The sequence below is a fragment of the Pseudomonas sp. QD4 genome, assembly GCF_049199125.1.
Lineage (GTDB): Bacteria > Pseudomonadota > Gammaproteobacteria > Pseudomonadales > Pseudomonadaceae > Aquipseudomonas.
This window is the reverse complement of the sequence record NZ_JBLZOM010000002.1, coordinates 706397-729897: the sequence shown is the minus strand read 5'-3', so window position 1 is coordinate 729897 and position 23501 is coordinate 706397. Positions and strand designations below refer to the sequence as shown.

Sequence of the window (23501 nt, the reverse complement as noted above, 5' to 3'; positions counted from 1 at the left end):
TTGAAAAAACCAGATGCCCGGCTGGCGGCCAGGCATAAAAAAAGGTGCGACCCACAGGGCGCACCTTTTTGTGTTCGGCCTGAGCTATCAGGAACCGAGGGCCTTCGATGCCAGCCAGAACAGACCGGCCGACAAGCCGACCGTTGCCGGCAGGGTCAGGACCCAGGCCATCAGGATGGTCTTCACGGTACCGCCCTGCAGCCCGCTCTTGTTGGCGACCATGGTCCCGGCCACACCCGAGGACAGCACATGGGTGGTCGACACCGGCAGGCTGAAGATGTTGGCCAGGCCGATCATGCTGGCCGTGGTGATCTGCGCCGACATGCCCTGGGCGTAGGTCATGCCCTGCTTGCCGATTTTTTCGCCGATGGTCAGTACCACGCGCTTCCAGCCGACCATGGTGCCCAGGCCCAGGGCCAGTGCAACGGCGAGAATCACCCAGAACGGGGCGTACTCGGTGGTGGCGGTCAGGTCTTTACGCAGCTTGTCGAGGTCGGATTTTTCACGGGCATCAAGCCCTGGCAACTTGCCGACTTTCTTCGCGGTGTCGTCCAGGCACAGCAGGTAACGGCGAACTTCGATGCGGTGCTCGGAACTCAGCGAGTGGTAGTCGGAGACGCCCTTGAGCGTGCCGAGGAGGGCGTTGATGGTCGGTTCGGTCTGTTGCGGATTGCAACGGAATTTACCCGGCAGGTCATCTTTTACGCTTTTACCCAGGGCCAGGAATTCACCCAGGGTCTCGTTATTGCGCTGATAGAACTGATTGAGGTGCAAGGTGGCATCGCGGGTGCGCTCGATCTGGTAAGTGGTGCTGCCCAGGTCGAGTACGAACTGCGCAGGCACGATACCGATCAGCACCAGCATGATCAGGCCGATGCCTTTCTGACCGTCGTTGGAGCCGTGCACGAAGCTAACCGCCATGGCGGAGATCACCAGCACCAGGCGATTCCAGAACGGTGGGTGCTTCTTGTCGTCCAGCTTGCGGCGTTGGTCCGGGGTCTTGTGCATCTTCGACAGCGGGCGCCACCACTTCAAGCCGACCAGTACCAGGCCAGCCACCAGGAAACCGGCCATCGGCGAGAACACCAGCGAGGCGCCGATATCGATCGCTTTCTGCCAGTTGACCCCATCCGCCAGCGGAATGTCGTTGATCAGGGCGTTGGCCAGGCCGACCCCCAGGATCGAGCCGATCAGGGTGTGGGAGCTGGAAGCCGGGATACCGAAGTACCAGGTGCCCAGGTTCCAGGTGATGGCGGCGGCCAGCAGCGAGAACACCATCGCCAGCCCGTGGCCGGTGTTGACGTTGATCAGCAGCTCGACCGGCAGCAAATGGACGATGGCATACGCCACGCCAACACCGCCGAGCAGCACCCCGAGGAAGTTGAACACCCCGGAAAAGAACACTGCCAGATGAGGAGGCATGGCTTTGGTGTAGATAACAGTGGCAACCGCGTTAGCGGTGTCATGAAAGCCGTTGATGAACTCGAAGGCGAGGACAAAGGCCAGGGCGAGCAACAGGCTCACAAGAACCCAAGCATCCAGTCCGCTGAATAAATCGATCATGAAGGTTTTCTGACCCGGTCATAAGGGGGCGCGATTATGCCAGAAAACCCTGGTAATCAATGCACAAGGTGCTCATCGGTAACATTCTTCAATGAAAAAACTGACCCAGGGCAGCTTTTCCTCGGGTTGCCGGAAGGTCGGGCAAGTCATTGATTTTGCAGGGTGCAGTCCCGGGAGACGGCGCGGGGCGGGGGCAGTTGATCATTCAAACGCCTGTATGAAATTTACTCTTCAGGGCTGGCCGCGGCCAAATGCCTCGCTCCGGTCGATGGAGGCAATAGGTCGCCCGAGGGTAACGAGCGCCGGTGGCCAGCCCTGTCGTCCGCGGTAATCGGGTCGAACAGGTGGCCAGCCTTGAAGAGTTCAGGCAACAGTCGTCAAGAATGATCGGCCTTGAGTTCTTGTTCCATCTTTTGCAGTTCTTGAGTGAAGGCTTGGTCAAGAATGCTGGCGCGTTTACGCCATGGCTTGCGTTCCGGTTCAGGCTGAGCGGCGTAGGTGGTGACTTCCCCGCCGTAAACTTCCTTGTAACGTTGTTCCTGGCGCTCAAGTTCCGCGCGCAGTTCGTCTTTCGTCACAGTGTTACCTAATTAAGTGGGCTAAAAATCGGTGATACGCATTGCCCGGTGCATGACTCATCAACTCACGGGTACTCGGATCCATTGCAGCACCGAGGTTGCCATTGGAGTTCGCCAAGTCATGTCCTTGTTGCACGCGGCCACGCCACCGATTCAAGAACAACTGTCGTAGCAACAGTCTTCATTTACTTCCTGCAAGCGCTTTTACCGGGTCAATGACGGGGGGCAGACACTTGCGACAGGAAACAGCATGCAATGATGCGTTGCCTGGGTGATGGAGTGATCAAAGCAAAGAACGCTGTGAACCTCACCGTTTTACATTATAGCGAGGGTCATGAACAACTCTATCGTCGAGAAGTTAAAAAGCATCATTACATATGAGGTTTTTATTACACGAAAGTTTTAATCATTAATGCCGTCTGTTGCCAGGCACTACAGGCTGTGGGGTCTTGAGGTTAGATGGGGCAAGTTATCGGATAAATCAAGGGCGCGGCAATGTTGCAGTGCGGGGAAGATAACGTCGCCCTATGGATTTTTTATGACGCCCGGCGCAAATGGCGGTTTTTGATGCTGAACCTCATCTGATTGCGATTATCGGCCGATGGTTCGATAATCGCCCAATGTTGGCTGTACCGGCTTGTGCATTTTCTCCAATACGGCTTGTAATAAGGCCGAACTTCGACGCAGAGAGCATGAAATGAACGATCAATTGCGCAATTCCTTCGCCTCGGTGGCGCCTCCGATTGTTGCCTCTCCGGCGAAGAGGATTCAGGCGTTGACCGGTGATCCGGATTTCATGACCTCTCTGGCCCGTGGCCTGGCCGTGGTCCAGGCATTTCAAGAGCGCAAGCGCCACCTGACCATCGCCCAGATCAGCCACCGCACCGAGATCCCCCGGGCGGCAGTGCGTCGCTGCCTGCATACCCTGATCAAGCTCGGCTACGCCACCACCGACGGGCGGACCTATTCGCTGCTGCCCAAGGTGCTGACCCTGGGACACGCCTATCTGTCGTCGACGCCGCTGGCGGTGTCTGCCCAGCCTTACCTGGACCGCATGAGCGAGCAGCTTCACGAAGCCTGCAACATGGCGACCCTGGAGGGAGATGACATTTTATATATCGCCCGTTCAGCCACCACCCAGCGCCTGATTTCGGTGGACCTCTCCGTCGGTGGACGGCTGCCGGCCTACTGCACGTCCATGGGCCGCATCCTGCTGGCGGCACTGGACGACGCTTCCCTGCGTGAATACCTCGAGCACGCCGACCTGCAAGCCAAGACCAGCCGTACCCTGCACACCGCAGAGGCCTTGCTCGAATGCCTGCAGCAGGTTCGCCAGCAGGGCTGGTGCATTGTCGACCAGGAACTGGAACAGGGCCTGCGCTCTATCGCGGTGCCGGTCTATGACGCTTCGGGCCAGGTGCTGGCGGCGCTGAACGTCAGCACCCACGCCGGCCGGGTCAGCCGTACCGAGCTGGAGCAGCGTTTTCTGCCGGGTCTGCTCAGTGCCAGCCGAGACCTGAGCGCCCAGCTGTTTTCCTAACCTGTTCGATAAACGCACAACTACGCATTTGGCGAATTGACGCTCTTTCCCTTGCCTTATTAATGTCGCGGCAGCGTCATCGGCCGCCGCCCCTGTTTCAGCGGGCGGCCGTACGGCGACCCCATAATAAAGAAGAGGTCCAATCCCATGAGCATGCTCCCCCTGCGCCGTCATCGAAGCTGCCTTCGACCCCTGGCCGCCTGATCCCGGAATTCTCTCCTTTGCAATGACCTGACCAACCCTCGGCGAGCTTCGGCGCGCCTGCGTTTTACCCTGGAATAAAAATAATGAACCAACCCCTGTCAGCTTCTGGCAACTGCCTCGATGTGCAGTCCTTTATCAATGCCCAGCCCTTGTCGCGTTATCAGTGGCGAGTGGTGATCCTGTGCTTCCTGATTGTCTTCCTCGACGGCCTGGACACCGCAGCCATGGGCTTTATCGCCCCGGCACTGTCCCAGGATTGGGGCATCGACCGCGCCAGCCTCGGGCCGGTGATGAGTGCGGCGCTGATCGGCATGGTGTTCGGTGCCCTGGGTTCGGGCCCGCTGGCCGATCGTTTCGGGCGCAAGGTGGTGTTGGTGGGGGCGGTGCTGCTGTTCGGCGCCTTCAGCCTGGCCTCGGCCTACAGCACTAACGTCGATCAACTGTTGGTACTGCGCTTCCTCACGGGCCTGGGGCTGGGTGCGGGCATGCCGAACGCCACCACGCTGCTGTCCGAATACACCCCGGAGCGGCACAAGTCGCTGCTGGTGACCAGCATGTTCTGCGGCTTCAACCTGGGCATGGCCGGTGGTGGTTTCATTTCCGCCAAATTGATCCCGGCGTTTGGCTGGCACAGCCTGTTGCTGATCGGCGGGATCCTGCCGCTGATTCTGGCGCTGGTGCTGCTGGTCTGGTTGCCGGAGTCGGCGCGTTACCTGGTGGTGCGCAATCGAGGAGCCGACAAGGTGCGCAAGGCCCTGGCGCCTATTGAGCCGACCATCGTCGGTCAGGCCGCGAGCTTCAGTGTGCCGGAACAAAAGACGGTCAAGGCGCGCAATGTGTTTGCGGTGATTTTCTCCGGCACCTACAGCGTCGGCACCTTGCTGCTGTGGCTGACCTATTTTATGGGGCTGGTGATCGTCTACCTGCTCACCAGCTGGCTGCCGACCCTGATGCGTGACAGTGGCGCGAGCATGGAGCAGGCGGCGTTTATCGGTGCGCTGTTCCAGTTCGGTGGAGTGCTGAGCGCAGTGGCGGTGGGCTGGGCCATGGATCGGTTCAATCCGCACAAGGTCATTGGCACCTTTTACCTGCTGGCTGGGGTCTTTGCCTACGCGGTGGGTCAGAGCCTGGGCAATATCACCCTGCTGGCGACCTTGGTGCTGATCGCGGGTATGTGCGTCAACGGCGCGCAATCGGCCATGCCGTCCTTGGCGGCGCGGTTCTATCCGACCCAGGGGCGTGCCACGGGCGTGTCGTGGATGCTCGGAATCGGGCGCTTCGGTGCGATTCTCGGGGCCTGGATGGGCGCCACCTTGCTGGGGCTCGGCTGGAATTTCGAGCAGGTGCTGACTGCTCTGGTGATTCCGGCGGGCCTGGCGGCGACGGCGGTGGTGATCAAGGGCATGGTGAGTCACGCGGATGCGACTTAAGTGCGGTTGGTTTTAAGGTAAAGGGGGAGGGCATGGGGATCGATAGCTCGACAACAATATGTTCGATAAACGAACACTCAGTCGATTATCGGATTGTTTGGGCCATGGCCCCGGCTTAATCTTCAGGGCACGCAGGCAGCGCTTGTCGCGCCTTTTTCGTCCAGTCGCTCAATAACAATCGGGAGCCCCCCAATGGCTGAAATCCTTTCGCTGCACGACGCGGTGAAGCAGTTCGTCAACGACGGCGATACCGTCGCGCTCGAAGGCTTCACCCACCTGATTCCTACGGCCGCAGGTCATGAAATCATCCGCCAAGGCAAGAAAGACCTGACCCTGGTTCGGATGACCCCTGATCTGATCTACGACCAGTTGATCGGTGCCGGTTGCGCTCGCAAGCTGATTTTCTCCTGGGGTGGCAACCCCGGTGTCGGTTCTTTGCACCGCCTGCGCGACGCTGTGGAAAAACAGTGGCCGCACGCCCTGGAAATCGAAGAGCACAGCCACGCCGACCTGGCCAATGCCTACGTGGCCGGTGCCTCGGGCTTGCCGTTTGCTGTGTTGCGCGCTTATGCCGGTTCCGACCTGCCCAAGGTCAACCCGCTGATCAAGAGCGTGACCTGCCCATTCACCGGCGAAGTGCTGGCGGCAGTGCCGTCGGTGCGTCCGGACATCACCGTGATTCACGCGCAAAAGGCCGATCGTAAGGGCAACGTGCTGCTGTGGGGCATCCTCGGGGTGCAAAAAGAGGCGGCACTGGCGGCCAAGCGCTGCATCGTCACCGTCGAAGAAATCGTCGACGACCTCAACGCCCCGATGAACGCCTGTGTGCTGCCGACCTGGGCCCTGAGCGCGGTCTGCCACGTACCTGGCGGTGCACATCCGTCCTACGCCCACGGTTACACCGAGCGCGACAATATTTTCTACCAGGCCTGGGATCCGATCGCTCGCGACCGTGAAACCTTCACCGCGTGGATCAACGAATACATCCACGGCAGCGCCGATTTCAGTGAATTCCAGGCCAAGCTGGCCCGCGCTTCGGAGGCCAAATAATGACTTACTCCACCAATGAAATGATGACCGTTGCCGCCGCCCGCCGCCTGAAGAACGGTTCGGTGTGTTTCGTCGGCATCGGCCTGCCGTCCAAGGCCGCCAACCTGGCGCGCCTGACGTCGTCGCCGGACGTGGTGCTGATCTACGAATCGGGCCCGATTGGTGCCAAGCCCAGCGTATTGCCGCTGTCGATCGGTGACGGCGAACTGGCCGAAACCGCCGACACCGTGGTGCCGACCGGCGAAATCTTCCGCTACTGGCTGCAGGGCGGGCGCATCGACGTCGGCTTCCTCGGCGCGGCCCAGGTCGACCGCTTCGGCAACATCAACACCACGGTGGTCGGTGACTATCACCACCCCAAAGTGCGCTTGCCCGGCGCCGGTGGCGCCCCGGAAATCGCCGGTTCGGCGAAAAGCGTACTGATCATCCTCAAGCAGTCGTCGCGTTCGTTCGTCGACAAGCTCGACTTCATCACTTCGGTGGGCCATGGCGAAGGCGGCGACTCCCGCAAACGCCTGGGCTTGCCGGGTGCCGGCCCGGTGGGGATCATCACCGACCTGTGCATCATGGAACCGGAAGCCGGCAGCCATGAATTCGTGGTCACCGCGCTGCACCCGGGCGTGACCCGTGAGCAGGTGGTTGCCGCCACCGGCTGGGCGATTCGCTTTGCCGAGAATGTCGAGCAGACCGCCGAGCCGACTGAAGTCGAACTGACCGCACTGCGCGATCTGGAAGCACGTACCGCCGCGGCCCATGGCCAGGCACCGGGAGAAGCCTGATGCGCGAAGTCTTTATCTGTGATGCGATCCGTACCCCGATCGGCCGTTTCGGCGGTGGCCTGTCGGCCGTGCGCGCCGACGACCTGGCGGCGGTGCCGATCAAGGCGCTGATGGAACGCAACCCATCGGTGGACTGGAGCGCGGTAGACGAGGTGTTCCTCGGCTGCGCCAACCAGGCCGGCGAAGATAACCGCAACGTGGCCCGCATGGCCTTGCTGCTGGCCGGCCTGCCGGAAAGCATTCCGGGGGTCACCCTCAACCGCCTGTGCGCGTCGGGGATGGACGCCATCGGCACCGCCTTCCGTGCGATTGCCAGCGGCGAGATGGAACTGGCAATTGCCGGTGGCGTCGAGTCGATGTCCCGTGCGCCCTTTGTCATGGGCAAGGCCGACAGCGCTTTTTCGCGCAACATGAAGCTGGAAGACACCACCATCGGTTGGCGCTTTATCAACCCGTTGATGAAGGCCCAGTACGGCGTGGATGCCATGCCACAGACCGCCGACAACGTGGCGGACGATTACCGGGTGTCCCGCGCCGACCAGGACGCCTTTGCCCTGCGCAGCCAGCAACGTACGGCGGCGGCCCAGGCGGCCGGGTTCTTTGCCGAGGAAATCGTGCCGGTGCGCATTGCCCATAAAAAGGGCGAAAGCGTGGTCGAGCAGGATGAGCACCCACGTGCCGATACCTCCCTGGAAACCCTGGCCAAGCTCAAGCCGGTCAACGGCCCGGACAAGACCGTCACCGCCGGCAATGCCTCGGGTGTCAACGACGGTGCCGCGGCGCTGATCCTGGCGTCGGCCGAAGCGGTGAAGAAACACGGCCTCACTGCCCGCGCCCGGGTGTTGGGCATGGCCAGCGCCGGTGTCGCACCACGGGTCATGGGCATCGGCCCGGTGCCTGCGGTGCGCAAGCTGATCGAGCGCCTGGGTGTGGCAATCAGCGATTTCGACGTGATCGAACTCAACGAAGCCTTTGCCAGCCAGGGCCTGGCGGTCCTGCGTGAGCTGGGCCTGGCGGACGATGCGCCGCAGGTCAACCCGAACGGTGGCGCCATCGCCCTGGGTCATCCGCTGGGCATGAGCGGTGCACGTCTGGTGCTGACGGCGCTGCATCAACTGGAAAAAACCGGCGGTAAAAAAGGCCTGGCGACCATGTGTGTGGGTGTCGGCCAAGGGCTGGCGCTGGCCATCGAACGCGTCTGACGCCTGCTCCAGGAGCCTGTTCACGATCTGGCCAGCGACCCTCAGGCATGTTCAACGCCGCCTGAGCCAAGCGCAGCAGATCGTGACCAGGTTCTAATAAGAAAAGAGGATTGACCATGATTGACAAGCCCGGTTACCGGCGCCCGCAAGCGGGTACTCAGCCTGATTATCTGCACCCGGCCTACAAGTCGACCAACACCCGCTCGCCCTCCAAGCCGCTGGTGTTCTTGCCCCATTCGCTGTCGGAAATCACCGGCCCAACCATCGGTGCCGAGTCGCTGCACGAGGGTGATAACGACCTGACCGCACAACACGCCGGCGAGCCCCAGGGCGAGCGCATCATCATCCACGGCCGGGTCCTGGACGAGAACGGCCTGCCGGTACCGGGCATTTTGGTGGAGATCTGGCAGGCCAACGCCGCCGGCCGCTACAACCATGACCGCGACCTGCACGACGCCCCCCTGGACCCGAATTTCACCGGCACCGGGCGCACCGTGACCGATGCCGACGGCTGGTATCAGTTCCAGACCATCAAGCCCGGTGCCTACCCGTGGGGTAACCACGAAAACGCCTGGCGCCCGGCCCATATCCACTTCTCGTTGTTCGGTCCCAGCGTGCTGACGCGCCTGGTGACCCAGATGTATTTCCCGGGTGACCCGCTGCTGGCTTACGACCCGATCTACAACTGCGTGCCGGACACCCGCGCCAAGGAACGCCTGATCGCCAGTTTCGACCTGGACAAGACCATTCCTTCCTATGCCCTCGGTTACCGTTGGGACATCGTTTTGCGCGGCCGCGATGCCACGCCGATGGAGAAATAAGATGACGCTGACCGCGACCACTTCACACACCGTCGGCCCCTACTACCACATCGGCCTGACCTGGCTGAACCGCGAAGACCTGACCCAGGCCGAGACCCTTGGCCAGCGCGTGGCGATCACCGGGCAGGTGGTGGACGGCAATGGCGATTTCGTCAACGACGCGATGCTGGAGATCTGGCAGGCCAATGCCGCAGGCAAGTACGACCACCCTGAAGACGACCAGCCCAAGGCCCTGGACCCGAGCTTCCAGGGATTTGGCCGGGTGCCGGTGGACGCCGAAGGGCGCTTCCGTTTCACCACCATCAAGCCGGGTACGGTGCCGGGCCTGAAGGGCGCGACCCAGGCGCCGCACCTGGTGGTGCTGGTGTTTGCCCGTGGCCTGGTCAAGCACTTGCTGACGCGCATTTACTTCGACGGCGAACCGGCCAACGCCGCCGACCCGTTGCTGGCCTGCGTGCCGGCCGAGCGCCGTAGCACCTTGCTGGCCAAGGCCGATGCCGACGGCACGTATCAGTGGAACGTGATCCTGCAAGGCACTGAGGCCGAGACGGTGTTTTTCGATTACTGACCGGCGACGCCGGTGCCGGTGTCTGCGGCGGCCCTTCGGGGTTGCCGCAAGCAGCGGCGGCAGACAGGGGAACGGGACTGTTGCCAAGTGTGTCTAGACTCACACTGTCCCCAAAGAGTGAAAACCCATGACAAGCACAACCAGTCACTACACCGGTGAAGAACGCAGCAAGAGGATCTTCGCGATCGTCGGCGCGTCTTCGGGCAATCTGGTCGAATGGTTCGACTTCTATGTCTATGCCTTTTGTGCGATCTATTTCGCCCCGGCATTTTTCCCCTCCGACGATCCCACGGTGCAGTTGCTCAACACCGCCGGCGTATTTGCCGCCGGGTTTCTGATGCGTCCCATCGGCGGCTGGCTGTTCGGCCGGGTAGCCGACAAGCACGGGCGCAAGAATTCGATGATGATCTCGGTGCTGATGATGTGCGCCGGCTCCCTGGTCATCGCCTTCCTCCCGACCTACGCCACGATTGGCGCCTGGGCCCCGGCGTTGCTGCTGGTTGCGCGGCTGTTCCAGGGTTTGTCGGTGGGCGGCGAGTACGGCACCACTGCCACGTACATGAGTGAAGTGGCGCTCAAGGGCCAGCGCGGCTTCTTCGCCTCCTTCCAGTACGTGACCCTGATCGGCGGGCAATTGCTGGCGGTACTGGTGGTGGTGATCCTGCAGCAGTTCCTCGATGAGCAGGAGCTCAAGGCCTGGGGCTGGAGAGTACCCTTTGTGATTGGTGCGATTGCCGCAGTGATCTCGTTGTTGCTGCGCCGCACGTTGAAAGAAACCACCAGCAAGGAAATGCGTGAAGACAAGGACGCGGGCAGTATTGTCGCGCTGTTCAAGAGTCACGGCGCCGCCTTTATCACCGTGCTGGGCTACACCGCCGGCGGCTCGCTGATTTTCTACACCTTCACCACTTATATGCAGAAGTACCTGGTGAACACCGCCGGGATGCACGCCAAGACCGCCAGCTACATCATGACCGGTGCGCTGTTTCTCTATATGTGCATGCAGCCGTTGTTCGGCATGCTGGCCGACAAGATCGGCCGCCGGAACTCGATGCTCTGGTTCGGGGCTCTGGGGACCTTGTTCACTGTGCCGATCCTGATGACCCTGAAAACCGTTTCCAGCCCGTTCCTGGCCTTTGTCCTGATCACCCTGGCCCTGGCGATCGTGAGTTTCTACACCTCCATCAGCGGTCTGGTGAAGGCCGAGATGTTCCCACCTCAGGTGCGGGCCCTTGGGGTTGGCCTGGCTTATGCGGTGGCGAATGCGATTTTCGGCGGTTCGGCGGAGTATGTCGCCCTGGGCCTGAAGACCCTGGGCATGGAAAACACCTTTTACTGGTACGTCACGGTCATGATGGCGGTGGCGTTCCTGTTCAGTCTGCGCCTGCCCAAGCAGGCGGCGTATCTGCACCACGATCTTTGACCTGTCCGCGCGCGCCCATCACGGGCGCGTGCCTCCAAGGGATTGTTTATGAGTACACCGGCGAGCAACCAATTGTTCGATGCTTACTTCACTGCTCGCAGCATGCGTGAAGTGTTTTGTGATCAGGGCCGGGTCCAGGCCATGCTGGATTTCGAAGCGGCCCTAGCCCGAGCCGAGGCCCGCGTCGGGCAGATTCCGCAGAGTGCGGTGGCGCCGATCGAGGCGGCCTGTCGCGCCGAGCTCTATGATTTCGCGGCCCTCGGCGAAGCCATTGCCACGGCCGGCAACTCGGCGATTCCATTGGTCAAGGCACTGGGCAAGCAGATTGCCCAACGCGACGCTGAGGCCGAGCGCTATGTGCACCTGGGGGCGACCAGCCAGGACGTGATGGACAGCGGGCTGGTGCTGCAACTGCGCCAGGCCCTGGGCTTGATCGAAGCCGACCTGGGGCGCCTGGGGCACATCCTTGCGGCCCAGGCCACCCGCTATGCTGGCACACCGCTGGCTGGGCGGACCTGGTTGCAGCATGCGACCCCGGTCACCCTGGGCATGAAAATCGCCGGCTGGCTGGGGGCGGTCAGCCGCAGCCGGCAACGCCTGCAGGAGTTGAAGCCGCGGCTGCTGGTGCTGCAGTTCGGCGGCGCCTCCGGGACCCTGGCGGCCCTCGGCGAGCAGGCATTGCCGATTGCACAGGCATTGGCCGGCGAGCTGCACCTGGGCCTGCCGGAACAACCCTGGCACACCCAGCGCGACCGTCTGGTGGAGTTCGCCGCTGCGCTTGGCCTGATCGCCGGCAGCCTGGGCAAGCTGGGACGGGATATCAGCCTGTTGATGCAGACCGAAGCGGCGGAAGTGTTCGAGCCCTCGGCGCCGGGCAAGGGCGGATCATCGACCATGCCCCACAAGCGCAATCCGGTGGGCGCGGCGGTTTTAATCAGTACCGCGACCCGGGTTCCCGGGCTGCTGGCGACCATGTTCAGCGCCATGCCCCAGGAGCACGAACGCAGCCTGGGCCTGTGGCATGCCGAGTGGGAAACCCTGCCGGAGATCTGCTGCCTGGTTTCCGGTGCCCTGCAACAAGCCTTGCTGGTGGCCGAGGGCCTGGAGGTCGACGCCGAGCGCATGGCCAGCAACCTCGACCTGACCCGCGGCCTGGTATTGGCCGAAGCCGTGAGCATCGCCCTGGCCCAGCGCCTGGGACGCGAGACGGCCCATCATCTATTGGAACAATGCTGCAAGCGGGCGGTGGCCGAAGGGCGCCACCTGCGTGCGGTACTGGGCGATGAACCCCAGGTCGGTGCCGAGCTTTCGGCCGCTGAACTGGATCGCCTGCTCGATCCGGCCCATTACCTCGGCCAGGCCCAGACCTGGGTCGAACGCGCGGTGGCCGAACACTTTGCCTTGAACGCCTGAAGGAGACTGCTGTGGCATTCGTAAAACTCGCCGATGGCGAACTGCACTACCAGCTTGATGGTCCGGAACACGCTCCGGTACTGGTGCTGTCCAACTCGTTGGGCACCAGCCTGCGCATGTGGGATATCCAGATCCCGGCCTTTACCCAACACTTCCGTGTGCTGCGCATGGATACCCGAGGCCACGGCAAGTCGCTGGTCACCCCGGGGCCCTACACCATTGAACAGTTGGGCCATGACGTGCTGGCGCTGCTGGATGCCTTGCACATCGAACGCGCGTACTTCTGCGGCCTGTCCATGGGCGGCCTGATCGGCCAATGGCTGGGCATCAATGCCGGCGAGCGCCTGCACAAGCTGGTGGTGTGCAACACCTCGGCGAAGATTGGCGAGCCGTCGATCTGGAACCCGCGCATCGAAACCGTACTGCGTGACGGCGAGGCAGCCATGGTGGCGTTGCGCGATGCTTCGATCGCCCGCTGGTTCACCGCGGACTTCGCCGAAGCTCACCCTGACCAGGCCAAGTTGATCACCGACATGCTGGCGGCGACTTCGCCCGAGGGCTATGCAGCCAACTGCGCGGCTGTGCGTGATGCAGACTTCCGTGACCAGGTGTCGGCGATCAAGGTTCCGACCCTGGTGATTTCCGGTACCGAAGATGCGGTCACGCCGCCGTCGGGCGGGCACTACATTCAGGAACATGTGCTGGGCGCCGAGTACGCCGAGTTCTACGCCGCGCACTTGTCCAACGTGCAGGCTGGCGCCGCATTCAGCGACCGGGTCGTGGAATTCCTGCTGGCCGACAAGAGCATTTGAGGAGTCGCTTGTGGACGAGAAACAACGTTATGACGAGGGGATGCAGGTGCGCCGCGCGGTGCTGGGTGATGCCCACGTCGATCGCAGCCTGAATGCCCTGACCGAGTTCAACTCGGAGTTCCAGGAGATGATCACCCGCCACGCCTGGGGTGATATCTGGACCCGTCCGGGCCTGCCGCGGCATACCCGCAGCCTGATCACCATTTCCATGCTGATCGGCATGAACCGCAATGAAGAGCTCAAGCTGCACCTGCGTGCCGCCGCCAACAACGGGGTGACCCGTGGCGAGATCAAGGAAGTGATCATGCAGAGCGCGATCTACTGCGGCATTCCTGCGGCCAATGCGACCTTCCATCTCGCCGAGTCGGTGTGGGATGAATTGGGTGTCGAGTCCCGCGAGGCCTGAACCCCGCACGCCGATAAAAAAGGCCAGCACCGGTAAACCGGGCTGGCCTTTTTCATGGGTGGGTTTTGCCGGAGCAGGTCCTGGCGAAACGACTTACAGCAGGCTGATCGGGTAGCTGACGATCACGCGGTTCTCGTCGAACTCGTTGTTGCTGTAGTCGCGACGCATGCTGGAATTGCGCCATTTGAAGTTGAGGTTCTTCAGGGTGCCGCTCTGCACGGTATAGGCCAGTTCCGACTCGCGGCCCCATTCCTTGCCATCGGTGATGGTGCCGGTGTGCACGTTGTCACCGCTGATGTAGCGGTTCATCAGGGTCAGGCCCGGTACGCCGACGGCGGCGAAGTTGTAATCGTGGCGCAGCTGCCAGGATTTTTCCTTGGCGTTGTCGTAGCTGGAGTTGTAGCTGTCGTTGGCCAGGGTGCCGCCGCTGGTGCCGTTGACCCGCATCCAGGCGTTGTCCCCGGTGAGTTTTTGCAGGCCGACATAAAAGGTGCTGCCGCCGTACTTGGCCGAGAACAGGCCGGACCAGGTCTTGTTATCCAGGTCGCCGGCGCGGGCACTGCCGTCTTCCTTGCCGTAGAAGAAACCGAGGTTCGCGCCCAGGGTCCAGTCCCCAACGGGTTGGGTATGAACCAGATTGATGAACTGTTGGCTGTAGATGTCCTTGAGTTCGGCGTTCCACAGGCCGATCTGGGTGCGCTTGTCGTTGAAGCTGTATTCGCCGCCCTGGAAGTTGAAACGGTCGGACGTGAACGCGGCTTTGCCGGTCATCGACATGTCGCTCATGCTGCTGTCGTCTCGCGGGCTGTTGGCGCGGAACTGGCCGCCGTAGAGGGTCAGGCCGTCGATTTCCTTGGACGTGATCTGGCCGCCACGGAAGGTCTGTGGCAGCGAGCGGCCGTCATCGGAACGCAGGATCGGCAGCACCGGCATCCATTCGCCCACCTTGACCTCGGTCTGCGACAAGCGCGCCTTGAACGCCACCCCCAGGCGCCCGAAGTTGTCGGCCGGGCGCCCGTCACGGTCCAGGGGCAGTAACTGAGTGCCGCCGGTGCCTTTGCCGCCGTCGAGCTTCAGCGAGTACAGGCCCAGCACGTCCATGCCGAAACCCACGGTGCCTTGGGTGAACCCGGACTTGGCATCGAGGATGAAACTCTGGGTCCACTCTTCGGCCTTGCCCTGGGCCTTGGTCGGGTTGGTGAAGTTGCGGTTGATGTAGAAGTTGCGCAGGTTCAGGTTGACCTTGGCATCTTCGAGAAAACCGGACTCTTCGGCCATCGCCGGCAGGGCGGCAGCGGCCAGCGCCACGCCGAGCAGGCCAGGCAGGAGGAAAGGAGAAGTGGGGGTCGTTGGCTTCATGTTGTCGGTCTCTCTAATTGTTAGGGCGCAGCACGGCACTGCCGCTACGTCAGTCGCAGAGCCAGGTGGAAAGTGGGCGTGGTGAAACGGCTGCAAATCAGCCGGAGAGGGCAGGGCGAGGGGTCATGGTGCAGAGCCTGTTGTTATTGGTTTTTATCGCTGCGGGGAATGGTGCGGTGCCAGATAGGGCGATTCAATCGGGCATGAGCGGGTTTTGGGCGATAAACGAACACAAGTGACAGGCTGAGCACAGGCCAAAAAAAACCCACCGTGAGGTGGGTTTTTTCACAGCCGGGAGGTGCTTAGAACAGGCGCAGCTTCGGTGCCTGTTCGGCCACCGGTTCGTTCTTCGCGGTCTGCTCGTTCCAGCCGCCACCCAGGGCCTTGTACAGATTGACCTCGCTGGTCAGCTGCGAAAGGCGGTCACTGATCAGCGCCTGTTGCGCGCTGAACAACGAACGCTGGGCGTCGAGGAAGGTCAGGTTGCTGTCGACCCCGATGCGGTAGCGGCGCTCGGCCAGACGGTAGTAGTCCTGGTTGGCGGTGACGAAATCACGCTGGGCCTGCAACTGCTGGTTGTAGGTCTGACGTGCCGCCAGGCCATCGGAGACTTCCTGGAAGGCGGTCTGGATGGATTTCTCGTACTGCGCAACCGTGATGTCTTTCTGGATCTTCGAGTAGTCCAGGCTGGCGCGCAGGCTGCCGGCGTTGAAGATCGGCAGATTGATCTGCGGCTGGAACAGCCAGGTCCCCGAACCACCTTTGAACAGGCCGGACAGGTCCGGGCTCAAGGTGCCGGCATTGGCGGTCAGGCTGATGCTCGGGAAGAACGCCGCGCGGGCCGCGCCGATATTGGCATTGGCCGCCTTGAGCTTGTGTTCGGCTTCAAGGATGTCCGGACGCCGTTGCAACAGCTCCGAAGGCAGGCCCGCTGGCATTTCGCTCAACAGGTCGGCCGCCAGGGGCTGTGCGCCAGGCAGGTTGGCTGGAAGGCCGGTGCCCAGCAGCAGGGTCAGGCTGTTTTCGTCCTGGGCCACTTGGCGCGTGTAGCGCGCCAGTTGCACCCGGGCGTTTTCGACCGAGGTCCGCGACTGGCTCAGGTCCAGCGCCGAGGCAACCCCGACTTCGTTGCTGCGCGAGGTGAGCCGGTAGCTCTCCTCGAAAGCGCCCAGGGTGTCCTGGGTCAGCTTCAGCAGTTCCTTGTCGGCCTGCCAGGTCAGGTAGGCGTTGGCCACGCTGGCCACCAGGCTGATCTGGGTGCTGCGCCGGGCTTCTTCGCTGGAGAAGTAGGTCTGCAGGGCCTGCTCGCTCAAACTGCGAACGCGGCCGAACAAGTCCAGCTCATAGGCGCTGATACCCAGGGTGGCCGAGTACTGGCTGGTGATGCCCGACTCGCCGGTTTGCGACATGCGCGCCGGGGTCCGCTGGCGGCTGCCGCTGCCATTGGCCGATACCGCGGGGAACAGGTCCGCGCGCTGGATCTGGTACTGCGCGGCATAGGCGTCGATGTTCAGCGCCGCCACCCGAAGGTCGCGGTTGTTGACCAGCGCGGTCTGGATCAGCTGTTGCAGCGCCGGGTCATGGAAGAACTGCCGCCAGCCCTGTTCGGCGGCCGCCTGGTTGGCGGCCTCCGTTGGCGAATAGGCCGGGCCTTGCGGGTATTGCGCGGCCACCGGTGCTTGCGGCTGCTGATAATCGGGTATCAGCGAGCAGCCGCTTAGCACGGCGGCGGTGATTGCCAGGGAGAGTAGCGACTTGCTCATTGGCCAGCCTCTTTAGGAGTTTCAGATGTTTCTGCCGAGTCCGCGTTTTTCTTGCGACCCATGCCAGACACTGTGACGAAGAACAAAGGCACCCAGAATATCGCCAGAATCGTCGCGGTGAGCATACCGCCAATCACCCCGGTACCGATGGCGTGCTGGCTGCCCGAGCCCGCGCCGGTGGAGATGGCCAGGGGGACCACACCCAGCACGAAGGCCAGCGAGGTCATGATGATCGGTCGCAGACGCATGCGGCAGGCTTCGATCGCCGCGTCCGTCAGGCTGCGACCCTGCTCATGCAGTTCCTTGGCGAACTCGACGATCAGAATGGCGTTTTTCGCCGCCAGACCGATGGTCACCAACAGCCCCACCTGGAAGTACACGTCGTTGGACAGACCCCGCAGGCTGGTGGCCATCAGTGCACCGATGATCCCCAGGGGTACCACGAGCATGACCGCGATCGGAATCGACCAGCTTTCATACAGCGCCGCCAGGCACAGGAACACCATCAGCAGCGACAGGGCATACAGCGCTGGTGCCTGGGAACCCGACAGGCGTTCCTCATAGGACAGGCCGGTCCAGGAAATACCCACGCCCGCCGGCAGCTTCGCGGCAATGGCTTCGACTTCGGCCATGGCTTCACCGGTACTGTATCCAGGCGCCGGAGCCCCCAGGACTTCCATCGCCTCGACACCGTTGTAGCGCGCCAGCTTCGGCGAACCGTAGATCCACTCACCCTTGGCGAACGAGGAGAACGGCACCATGGTCCCGGCACTGTTGCGCACGTACCATTTCTTCAGGTCTTCCGGGCTCATGCGAGCGCCGGGCTGACCCTGGATGTACACCTTCTTCACTCGACCACGGTCGATGAAGTCGTTGACATAGCTACTGCCCAGGCCGATCGACAGGGTGTTGTTGATATCGGAGATGGTCACGCCCAAGGCACTGGCGCGTTCATCGTCGATGGTCAACTGGTACTGCGGCTCATCGCTCAGGCCGTTCGGACGCACCTGGCTCAGGATCTTGCTCTGCGCGGCCATGCCGAGGAACTGGTTGCGTGCTGCCATCAGTTTCTCGTGCCCGATACCGGCGCGGTCCTGCAGGAACACGTCGAAACCGGTGGCGTTACCCAACTCCAGTACGGCTGGCGGAGCGAAGGCAAACACCATCGCGTCGCGGAAGCTGAAGAAGTGCTGCTGGGCACGGGCCGCGAGGTTGAACACGCTGTTTTCCGAAGAGCGCTCGCCCCACGGCTTGAGCATGATGAACGCCATACCCGAACTCTGGCCGCGACCGGCGAAGTTGAACCCGTTCACGGTGAATACCGAGGCTACGGTGTCCTTCTCCTTGTCCAGCAGATAGGCGCGCATTTCATCGACCACCACCTGGGTCCGCTCGGCACTGGAGCCGGCTGGCGTCTGCACCTGGGCGAAGAGTACGCCCTGGTCTTCTTCCGGCAGGAACGCCGATGGAATACGGGTGAACAGCCAGATCATGCCGAGCACGATCAGCACGTACGCCAACAGGTACGGCACCTTGTGACGCAGCATATTGCCCACGCCGCGCTCGTAGCTTTTGACGCTGCGGTCGAAGGTGCGGTTGAACCAGCCGAAGAAACCGCGTTTCTCGGTGGCGTGCTCGCCTTGTGGGTGAGCCTTGAGCATGGTGGCGCACAGGGCCGGGGTGAAGATCAGGGCAACCAGTACCGACAGGGCCATGGCCGAAACCACGGTGATCGAGAACTGCTTGTAGATCACCCCGGTGGAACCACTGAAGAACGCCATTGGCAGCAGTACCGCGGACAGCACGAGGGCGATACCCACCAGTGCGCCCTGGATCTGGCCCATGGACTTTTTCGTGGCCTCCTTGGGCGATAGCCCTTCCTCCTGCATCACCCGCTCGACGTTTTCCACCACGACGATGGCATCGTCCACCAGCAAACCGATGGCCAGCACCATGCCGAACATGGTCAGGGTGTTGATGCTGAAGCCGGCTGCCGCAAGGATCCCGAAGGTCCCGAGCAACACCACCGGAACGGTCATGGTGGTGATGACGGTGGCGCGGAAGTTCTGCAGGAACAGGAACATCACCAGGAACACCAGCACGATGGCTTCGACCAGGGTGTGAACCACACCGCTGATGGACTCCGTCACCACCGGGGTGGTGTCGTACGGGAATACCACTTTCATCCCGGACGGGAAGAAGGGTTCCAGGTCGCTGATGGTCTTGCGCAGCGCCTTGGCGGTATCCAGGGCGTTGGCGCCGTTGGCCAGTTTGACCGCCAGGCCGGAAGCCGGCTTGCCATTGAACTGGGCGCTGACTGCGTAGTTTTCACCACCCAGCGCAACGTCGGCGACATCACCCAGGCGAACCTGCGAGCCGTCCTTGTTGACCTTCAACAGGATCGCCTTGAACTGCTCGGCAGTCTGCAGGCGGGTCTTGCCGATGATCGTGGCGTTCAGTTGCTGGCCAGGCAGCGCCGGCAAACCACCGATCTGGCCGGACGACACCTGGACGTTCTGCGCCGCAACGGCGGTTTTCACGTCCACGGGGGTCAGGCTGTAGTTGTTGAGCTTGGCCGGATCGAGCCAGATACGCATGGCGTACTGTGCACCGAACACCTGGAAGTCGCCGACACCTGCGGTCCGCGACACCGGGTCCTGCATGTTGGACACGATGTAGTTGGACAGGTCGTCCTTGGACATGCTGCCGTCTTCGGAAACCACACCGATAACCAGCAGGAAGTTCTTCACTGCCTTGGTTACCCGGATGCCCTGTTGCTGCACTTCTTGCGGCAGCAACGGGGTGGCCAGGTTCAGTTTGTTCTGGACCTGGACCTGAGCGGTATCGGAGTTGGTGCCTTGTTCGAAGGTCGCGGTGATGGTCATGCTGCCGTCGGAGTTACTTTCCGAGGACACATAACGCAGGTTATCGATACCGTTGAGCTGCTGCTCGATGACCTGAACCACGGTGTCCTGCACGGTTTGTGCAGAGGCGCCTGGGTAGGTCACGGAGATAGCGATCGCCGGTGGCGCGATGCTTGGATACTGGTTTATCGGCAACTTGAGGATCGATAGAGCCCCGACCAGCATGATCACCAGGGCAATTACCCAGGCGAAAATCGGACGGTCGATGAAAAATTTCGACATGGTTTACTCCCCTTTGCCGCCTGCAGCTTTGTCTGTTGCCTGTGCAGGGGCCGGGTTGGTCGCCGGAACATTGGTCGCTTCGGTCGCCTTGACTTCAATGCCTGGCTTGACGAACTGCAGGCCTTCGGTAATCAGTCGATCGCCGGCTTTCAAGCCGTCTTCCACCAGCCATTGGCTGCCGACGGTGCGACTGGCCTTGAGCTGACGCAGTTCGACCTTGTTGTCCGGGCCGACCACCAGGGCGGTTGGCGTGCCTTTGAGGTCACGGGTCACGCCTTGTTGCGGGGCAAGAATGGCCGCAGCGTTGATCCCGGCCTGCAATTGCGCGTGCACGAACATGCCTGGCAACAGGGTGTGATTAGGGTTGGGGAACACGGCGCGCAGGGTCACGGAGCCGGTGGTTTCGTCGACCGAGACTTCGGAAAACTCAAGTTTGCCGTCCTGTTGGTACTGGCTGCCGTCTTCCAGGGTCAGCTTGACCTTGGCCGAGTTGTCGCCGGCCTTTTGCAGGCGACCGCTTTCCAGCTCGCGGCGCAGTTCCAGCAACTCCACGGAGGACTGGGTGACGTCGACGTAGATCGGATCGAGCTGCTGGATCACGGCCATGGCGTCGGCCTGGCCATTGCTGACCAGCGCGCCTTCGGTGACCGAGGAGCGACCGACACGGCCGGTCAGTGGCGCAAGCACCTTGGTGTAGCGCAGGTTGATCTGCGCGCTTTGCAGCGTGGCTTCCGATTGCAGGCGGTTGGCTACGGCAGTGTCGTATTCCTGGCGGCTTACGGCCTGTTCGTCGACCAGTTGCTTGTAGCGGTCGGAGATCGACTTGGTCGATTGCAGGTTGGCCTGGGCGCTTTTCAGCGTCGCCTCGTAGACCGACGGGTCGATCTGGTACAGCTGCTGGCCTTCTTTGACATCCCCGCCTTCTTTGAACAGACGCTTGAGGATGATGCCGTTGACCTGCGGTCGCACTTCGGCGATGCGGTAGGCGGTGGTCCGCCCCGGGAGTTCCGAGGTCAGGGTGAAGGGTTGGGTTTTCAGGGTGACTACGCCGACCTGAGGGGCCTGTTGGGGAGGGGCCGCCTCTTCCTTTTTACATCCGCTGAGCAGCGATGCCAGGGCGACGGCAGTGACCAGAGCGGTAACAGCTGGCTTGAATTGCATGAAAATCCTCGGGTCAGGCGCGCAAGACGCGCACTCGAAAGGTGGAAGGGTCAAAAAAGTGCGCTGAGTGGATAAGTAGCTTGCTATGGAATATACTTACATTCATGGTTGTTTGTAAACAGCGGGTCGCGTACCCGGTTTAATACAAAACATGAGTTGGCGGACGATAAACACATAACAATCGCCGTCCGTAATTAAGCTCGGATTAAGGCCTCGTGCGCCCCGAGCCATCCTGATTGAGGTTTTGCTGCCATGGCCCGTCGTACCAAAGAGGAAGCTCAAGAAACGCGCAAGCAAATACTTGAGGCAGCAGAAAAGGCTTTCTATGAACGCGGAGTCGCCCGTACGACATTGGCGGACATTGCCACCTTGGCAGGGGTGACTCGTGGCGCGATCTACTGGCATTTCAGCAATAAGGCGGATCTGGTGCAGGCCATGCTGGATACCTTGCGCGAGCCGCTGGAAGAACTGGCCAGGGCCAGTGAAAGCGAGGAAGAGCTCGACCCGCTGGGCTGCATGCGCAAGCTGCTGATTCATCTGTTCCATCAGGTCGCTCTGGATCCAAAGACTCGGCGAATCAACGAAATTCTGTTTCATAAGTGCGAGTTCACCGATGAAATGTGCGACCTGCGCCATCAGCGCCGGGCTGCCAGTATTGACTGCAACGTGCGTATCGAATTGACGTTGCGCAATGCAGTGAACCGTGGACAGCTGCCGTCGAATCTCGACACTGCCCGCGCTGCCATCAGCATGCACGCCTATATCGACGGCATCCTTTATCAGTGGCTTCTGGCCCCGGACAGCTTCGAGCTTGATAAGCAGGCTGAGCGCTGGACCGACATCGGGCTGGATATGCTGCGTCTGAGCCCCAGCTTGCGCACTTAAGACAAAATGCGTAATTGCCACCGCTTGTGTCAACAGTTAAGGCGAGCATAGATCATTCTGGTGCTCGCCTTATTTCGATGGGGTGCTTTTATATACGCACCGGCCCTTTCTTTATAGATAGCGGGCTACGTATTTTGTAGGGATTTTGTGTCGGGTGTGTGAACGAGTGTGAACCCTCATTGCTCAAGGGCACCGAGCAGCCGATCAAAGGGATAGCCCTGATCTGCATGCTGCCAGCCACGATAGGCAATCCAGGATCCTGTTGAACAGGTAATGAAAAAGCCCCGGCTCTCACGAGTCGGGGCTTTGTTTTTAGCGCTGTGCTTACAAGGTCGGGTAGTCGATGTAGCCGACCGGGCCTTTACCGTAGAAGGTTTCCGGATGCGGCTCGTTCAACGGTGCATCGGCTTTTAGGCGGGCGGGAAGGTCCGGGTTGGCGATAAATGGCACACCGAAGGCCACGGCATCGGCCTTGCCGGCAGCCAGCCAGGCGTTTGCGCTGTCTTTGGTAAAACGTTCGTTGGCGATGTACGGGCCACCGAATGCGGCTTTCAATTGTGGGCCGAGGCTGTCGGCGCCTTCTTTTTCCCGCGAGCAGATAAAGGCAATGCCGCGCTTGCCCAGCTCACGGGCGACGTAGGTGAAGGTTTCGCTGAGGTTGTCATCACCCATGTCGTGAGAGTCGGCACGGGGTGCGAGGTGCACGCCAACCCGGCCCGGGCCCCAGACTTCGATGACCGCATCAGTCACTTCCAGCAGCAGGCGCGCACGGTTTTCCAGGGAACCGCCGTAATGGTCGGTACGCTGGTTGGTGCTGCTTTGCAGGAATTGGTCGAGCAGGTAGCCGTTGGCGCCGTGTACTTCCACACCGTCGAAACCGGCGGCCTTGGCGTTTTCCGCACCCACGCGGTAGGCGTCGACGATGTCGGCGATTTCAGCGATTTCCAGGGCGCGCGGAGTCGGGTAGTCGGCCAGCGGACGCACCAGGCTGACGTGACCTTTGGCCTGAATGGCGCTCGGTGCCACTGGCGCCTCGCCGTTCAGGTAGGACGGGTGGGAAATGCGGCCGACATGCCACAGTTGCAGGAAGATTTTGCCGCCCGCGCCGTGGACCGCCTTGGTCACGTTGCTCCAGCCGCGAACCTGGTCGTTGGACCAGATGCCCGGGGTGTCCGGGTAGCCGACGCCCATGGGTGTCACGGAAGTGGCTTCGCTGAGGATCAGGCCCGCGGAAGCACGTTGTACGTAGTACTCGGCCATCAGCGCGTTGGGCACTCGGCCTTCATCGGCGCGGCAGCGGGTCAAGGGCGCCATGATGATGCGGTTGGCCAGTTCGAGGTCGCCGAGTTTGATCGGGTCAAAAATAGTTGTCATGAAATACACCCTTCTTAAATAAAC

The 23501-nt window shown here is 61.7% G+C and carries 19 protein-coding genes; 12 read left to right on the top strand and 7 right to left on the bottom strand.

Annotated elements, in window-relative coordinates; translation table 11 throughout:
- Positions 1-87: 87 nt before the first annotated feature.
- Both ACOZJV_RS14280 and ACOZJV_RS14275 read right to left on the bottom strand, forming a co-directional pair.
- Positions 88-1563 carry an inorganic phosphate transporter gene (locus ACOZJV_RS14280; protein ID WP_078470175.1) on the bottom strand — a complete coding sequence of 492 codons (1476 nt, stop codon included), beginning with the start codon at positions 1561-1563 and terminating at the stop codon, positions 88-90.
- A 377-nt stretch (positions 1564-1940) separates the two neighbouring features.
- Positions 1941-2141 carry a hypothetical protein gene (locus ACOZJV_RS14275; RefSeq protein WP_421547906.1) on the bottom strand — a complete coding sequence of 67 codons (201 nt, stop codon included), beginning with the start codon at positions 2139-2141 and terminating at the stop codon, positions 1941-1943.
- 697 nt (positions 2142-2838) lie between these two features.
- Between ACOZJV_RS14275 and pcaR the strand changes: the two genes are divergently transcribed.
- From pcaR to pcaC, 11 genes are all read left to right on the top strand, one after another.
- Positions 2839-3681: a pca regulon transcriptional regulator PcaR gene (gene pcaR / locus ACOZJV_RS14270; RefSeq protein WP_078470176.1), complete on the top strand. Its 843-nt coding sequence runs from the start codon at positions 2839-2841 to the stop codon at positions 3679-3681.
- 287 nt (positions 3682-3968) lie between these two features.
- Positions 3969-5315 (top strand): MFS transporter, encoded by a 1347-nt coding sequence (locus ACOZJV_RS14265; protein ID WP_201129762.1) that lies wholly within the window; start codon positions 3969-3971, stop codon positions 5313-5315.
- Between the two features lie 192 nt (positions 5316-5507).
- The gene (locus ACOZJV_RS14260; RefSeq protein WP_078470178.1) at positions 5508-6365 is read left to right on the top strand and encodes a CoA transferase subunit A; all 858 of its coding nucleotides are present in this window, start codon (positions 5508-5510) and stop codon (positions 6363-6365) included.
- Entirely contained in the window at positions 6362-7144 is a 783-nt protein-coding gene (locus ACOZJV_RS14255; protein WP_421548322.1) for a CoA-transferase subunit beta, read from the top strand. The genes ACOZJV_RS14260 and ACOZJV_RS14255 overlap by 4 nt, the downstream gene beginning before the upstream one ends.
- Positions 7141-8346, top strand: coding sequence for a 3-oxoadipyl-CoA thiolase (pcaF, locus tag ACOZJV_RS14250; protein ID WP_201132119.1), 1206 nt, complete (start codon positions 7141-7143; stop codon positions 8344-8346). The genes ACOZJV_RS14255 and pcaF overlap by 4 nt, the downstream gene beginning before the upstream one ends.
- Before the next feature lie 116 nt (positions 8347-8462).
- Positions 8463-9167, top strand: coding sequence for a protocatechuate 3,4-dioxygenase subunit beta (gene pcaH, locus ACOZJV_RS14245; RefSeq protein ID WP_078470181.1), 705 nt, complete (start codon positions 8463-8465; stop codon positions 9165-9167).
- A gap of 1 nt (position 9168) precedes the next feature.
- Positions 9169-9735, top strand: coding sequence for a protocatechuate 3,4-dioxygenase subunit alpha (gene pcaG, locus ACOZJV_RS14240; protein ID WP_201129767.1), 567 nt, complete (start codon positions 9169-9171; stop codon positions 9733-9735).
- A 127-nt stretch (positions 9736-9862) separates the two neighbouring features.
- On the top strand, positions 9863-11158 hold the full coding sequence (locus ACOZJV_RS14235; protein WP_421547905.1) for an MFS family transporter: 1296 nt from the start codon (positions 9863-9865) through the stop codon (positions 11156-11158).
- Between the two features lie 48 nt (positions 11159-11206).
- Positions 11207-12571: a 3-carboxy-cis,cis-muconate cycloisomerase gene (locus ACOZJV_RS14230; RefSeq protein ID WP_421547904.1), complete on the top strand. Its 1365-nt coding sequence runs from the start codon at positions 11207-11209 to the stop codon at positions 12569-12571.
- A gap of 11 nt (positions 12572-12582) precedes the next feature.
- The gene (pcaD, locus tag ACOZJV_RS14225) at positions 12583-13383 is read left to right on the top strand and encodes a 3-oxoadipate enol-lactonase (RefSeq protein ID WP_421547903.1); all 801 of its coding nucleotides are present in this window, start codon (positions 12583-12585) and stop codon (positions 13381-13383) included.
- Positions 13384-13393: 10 nt separating this feature from the next.
- A complete protein-coding gene (gene pcaC, locus ACOZJV_RS14220) occupies positions 13394-13789 on the top strand; it encodes a 4-carboxymuconolactone decarboxylase (RefSeq protein ID WP_078470186.1) in 396 nt (131 codons plus the stop codon).
- Between the two features lie 93 nt (positions 13790-13882).
- Here the strand turns inward: pcaC and ACOZJV_RS14215 are convergent, their stop codons facing one another.
- The 4 genes from ACOZJV_RS14215 to emhA all read right to left on the bottom strand — a co-directional run bounded on the left by ACOZJV_RS14215 (position 13883) and on the right by emhA (position 21218).
- Positions 13883-15148 carry an OprD family porin gene (locus tag ACOZJV_RS14215; protein ID WP_078470187.1) on the bottom strand — a complete coding sequence of 422 codons (1266 nt, stop codon included), beginning with the start codon at positions 15146-15148 and terminating at the stop codon, positions 13883-13885.
- A gap of 302 nt (positions 15149-15450) precedes the next feature.
- Complete coding sequence (gene adeC / locus ACOZJV_RS14210; RefSeq protein ID WP_078470188.1) at positions 15451-16911, bottom strand: AdeC/AdeK/OprM family multidrug efflux complex outer membrane factor; 1461 nt, start codon at positions 16909-16911, stop codon at positions 15451-15453.
- A complete protein-coding gene (locus ACOZJV_RS14205; protein ID WP_078470189.1) occupies positions 16908-20057 on the bottom strand; it encodes an efflux RND transporter permease subunit in 3150 nt (1049 codons plus the stop codon). Before ACOZJV_RS14205 ends, adeC begins: the two co-directional genes overlap by 4 nt.
- A gap of 3 nt (positions 20058-20060) precedes the next feature.
- Entirely contained in the window at positions 20061-21218 is a 1158-nt protein-coding gene (gene emhA / locus ACOZJV_RS14200; protein ID WP_020299056.1) for an efflux RND transporter periplasmic adaptor subunit EmhA, read from the bottom strand.
- Positions 21219-21470: 252 nt separating this feature from the next.
- Between emhA and emhR the strand changes: the two genes are divergently transcribed.
- Entirely contained in the window at positions 21471-22103 is a 633-nt protein-coding gene (gene emhR / locus ACOZJV_RS14195) for an efflux system transcriptional repressor EmhR (protein ID WP_078470190.1), read from the top strand.
- Positions 22104-22427: 324 nt separating this feature from the next.
- On the opposite strand, the gene ACOZJV_RS14190 is transcribed toward emhR, so the two are convergent.
- Positions 22428-23477: an alkene reductase gene (locus ACOZJV_RS14190; RefSeq protein WP_201129771.1), complete on the bottom strand. Its 1050-nt coding sequence runs from the start codon at positions 23475-23477 to the stop codon at positions 22428-22430.
- Positions 23478-23501 lie beyond the last annotated feature (24 nt).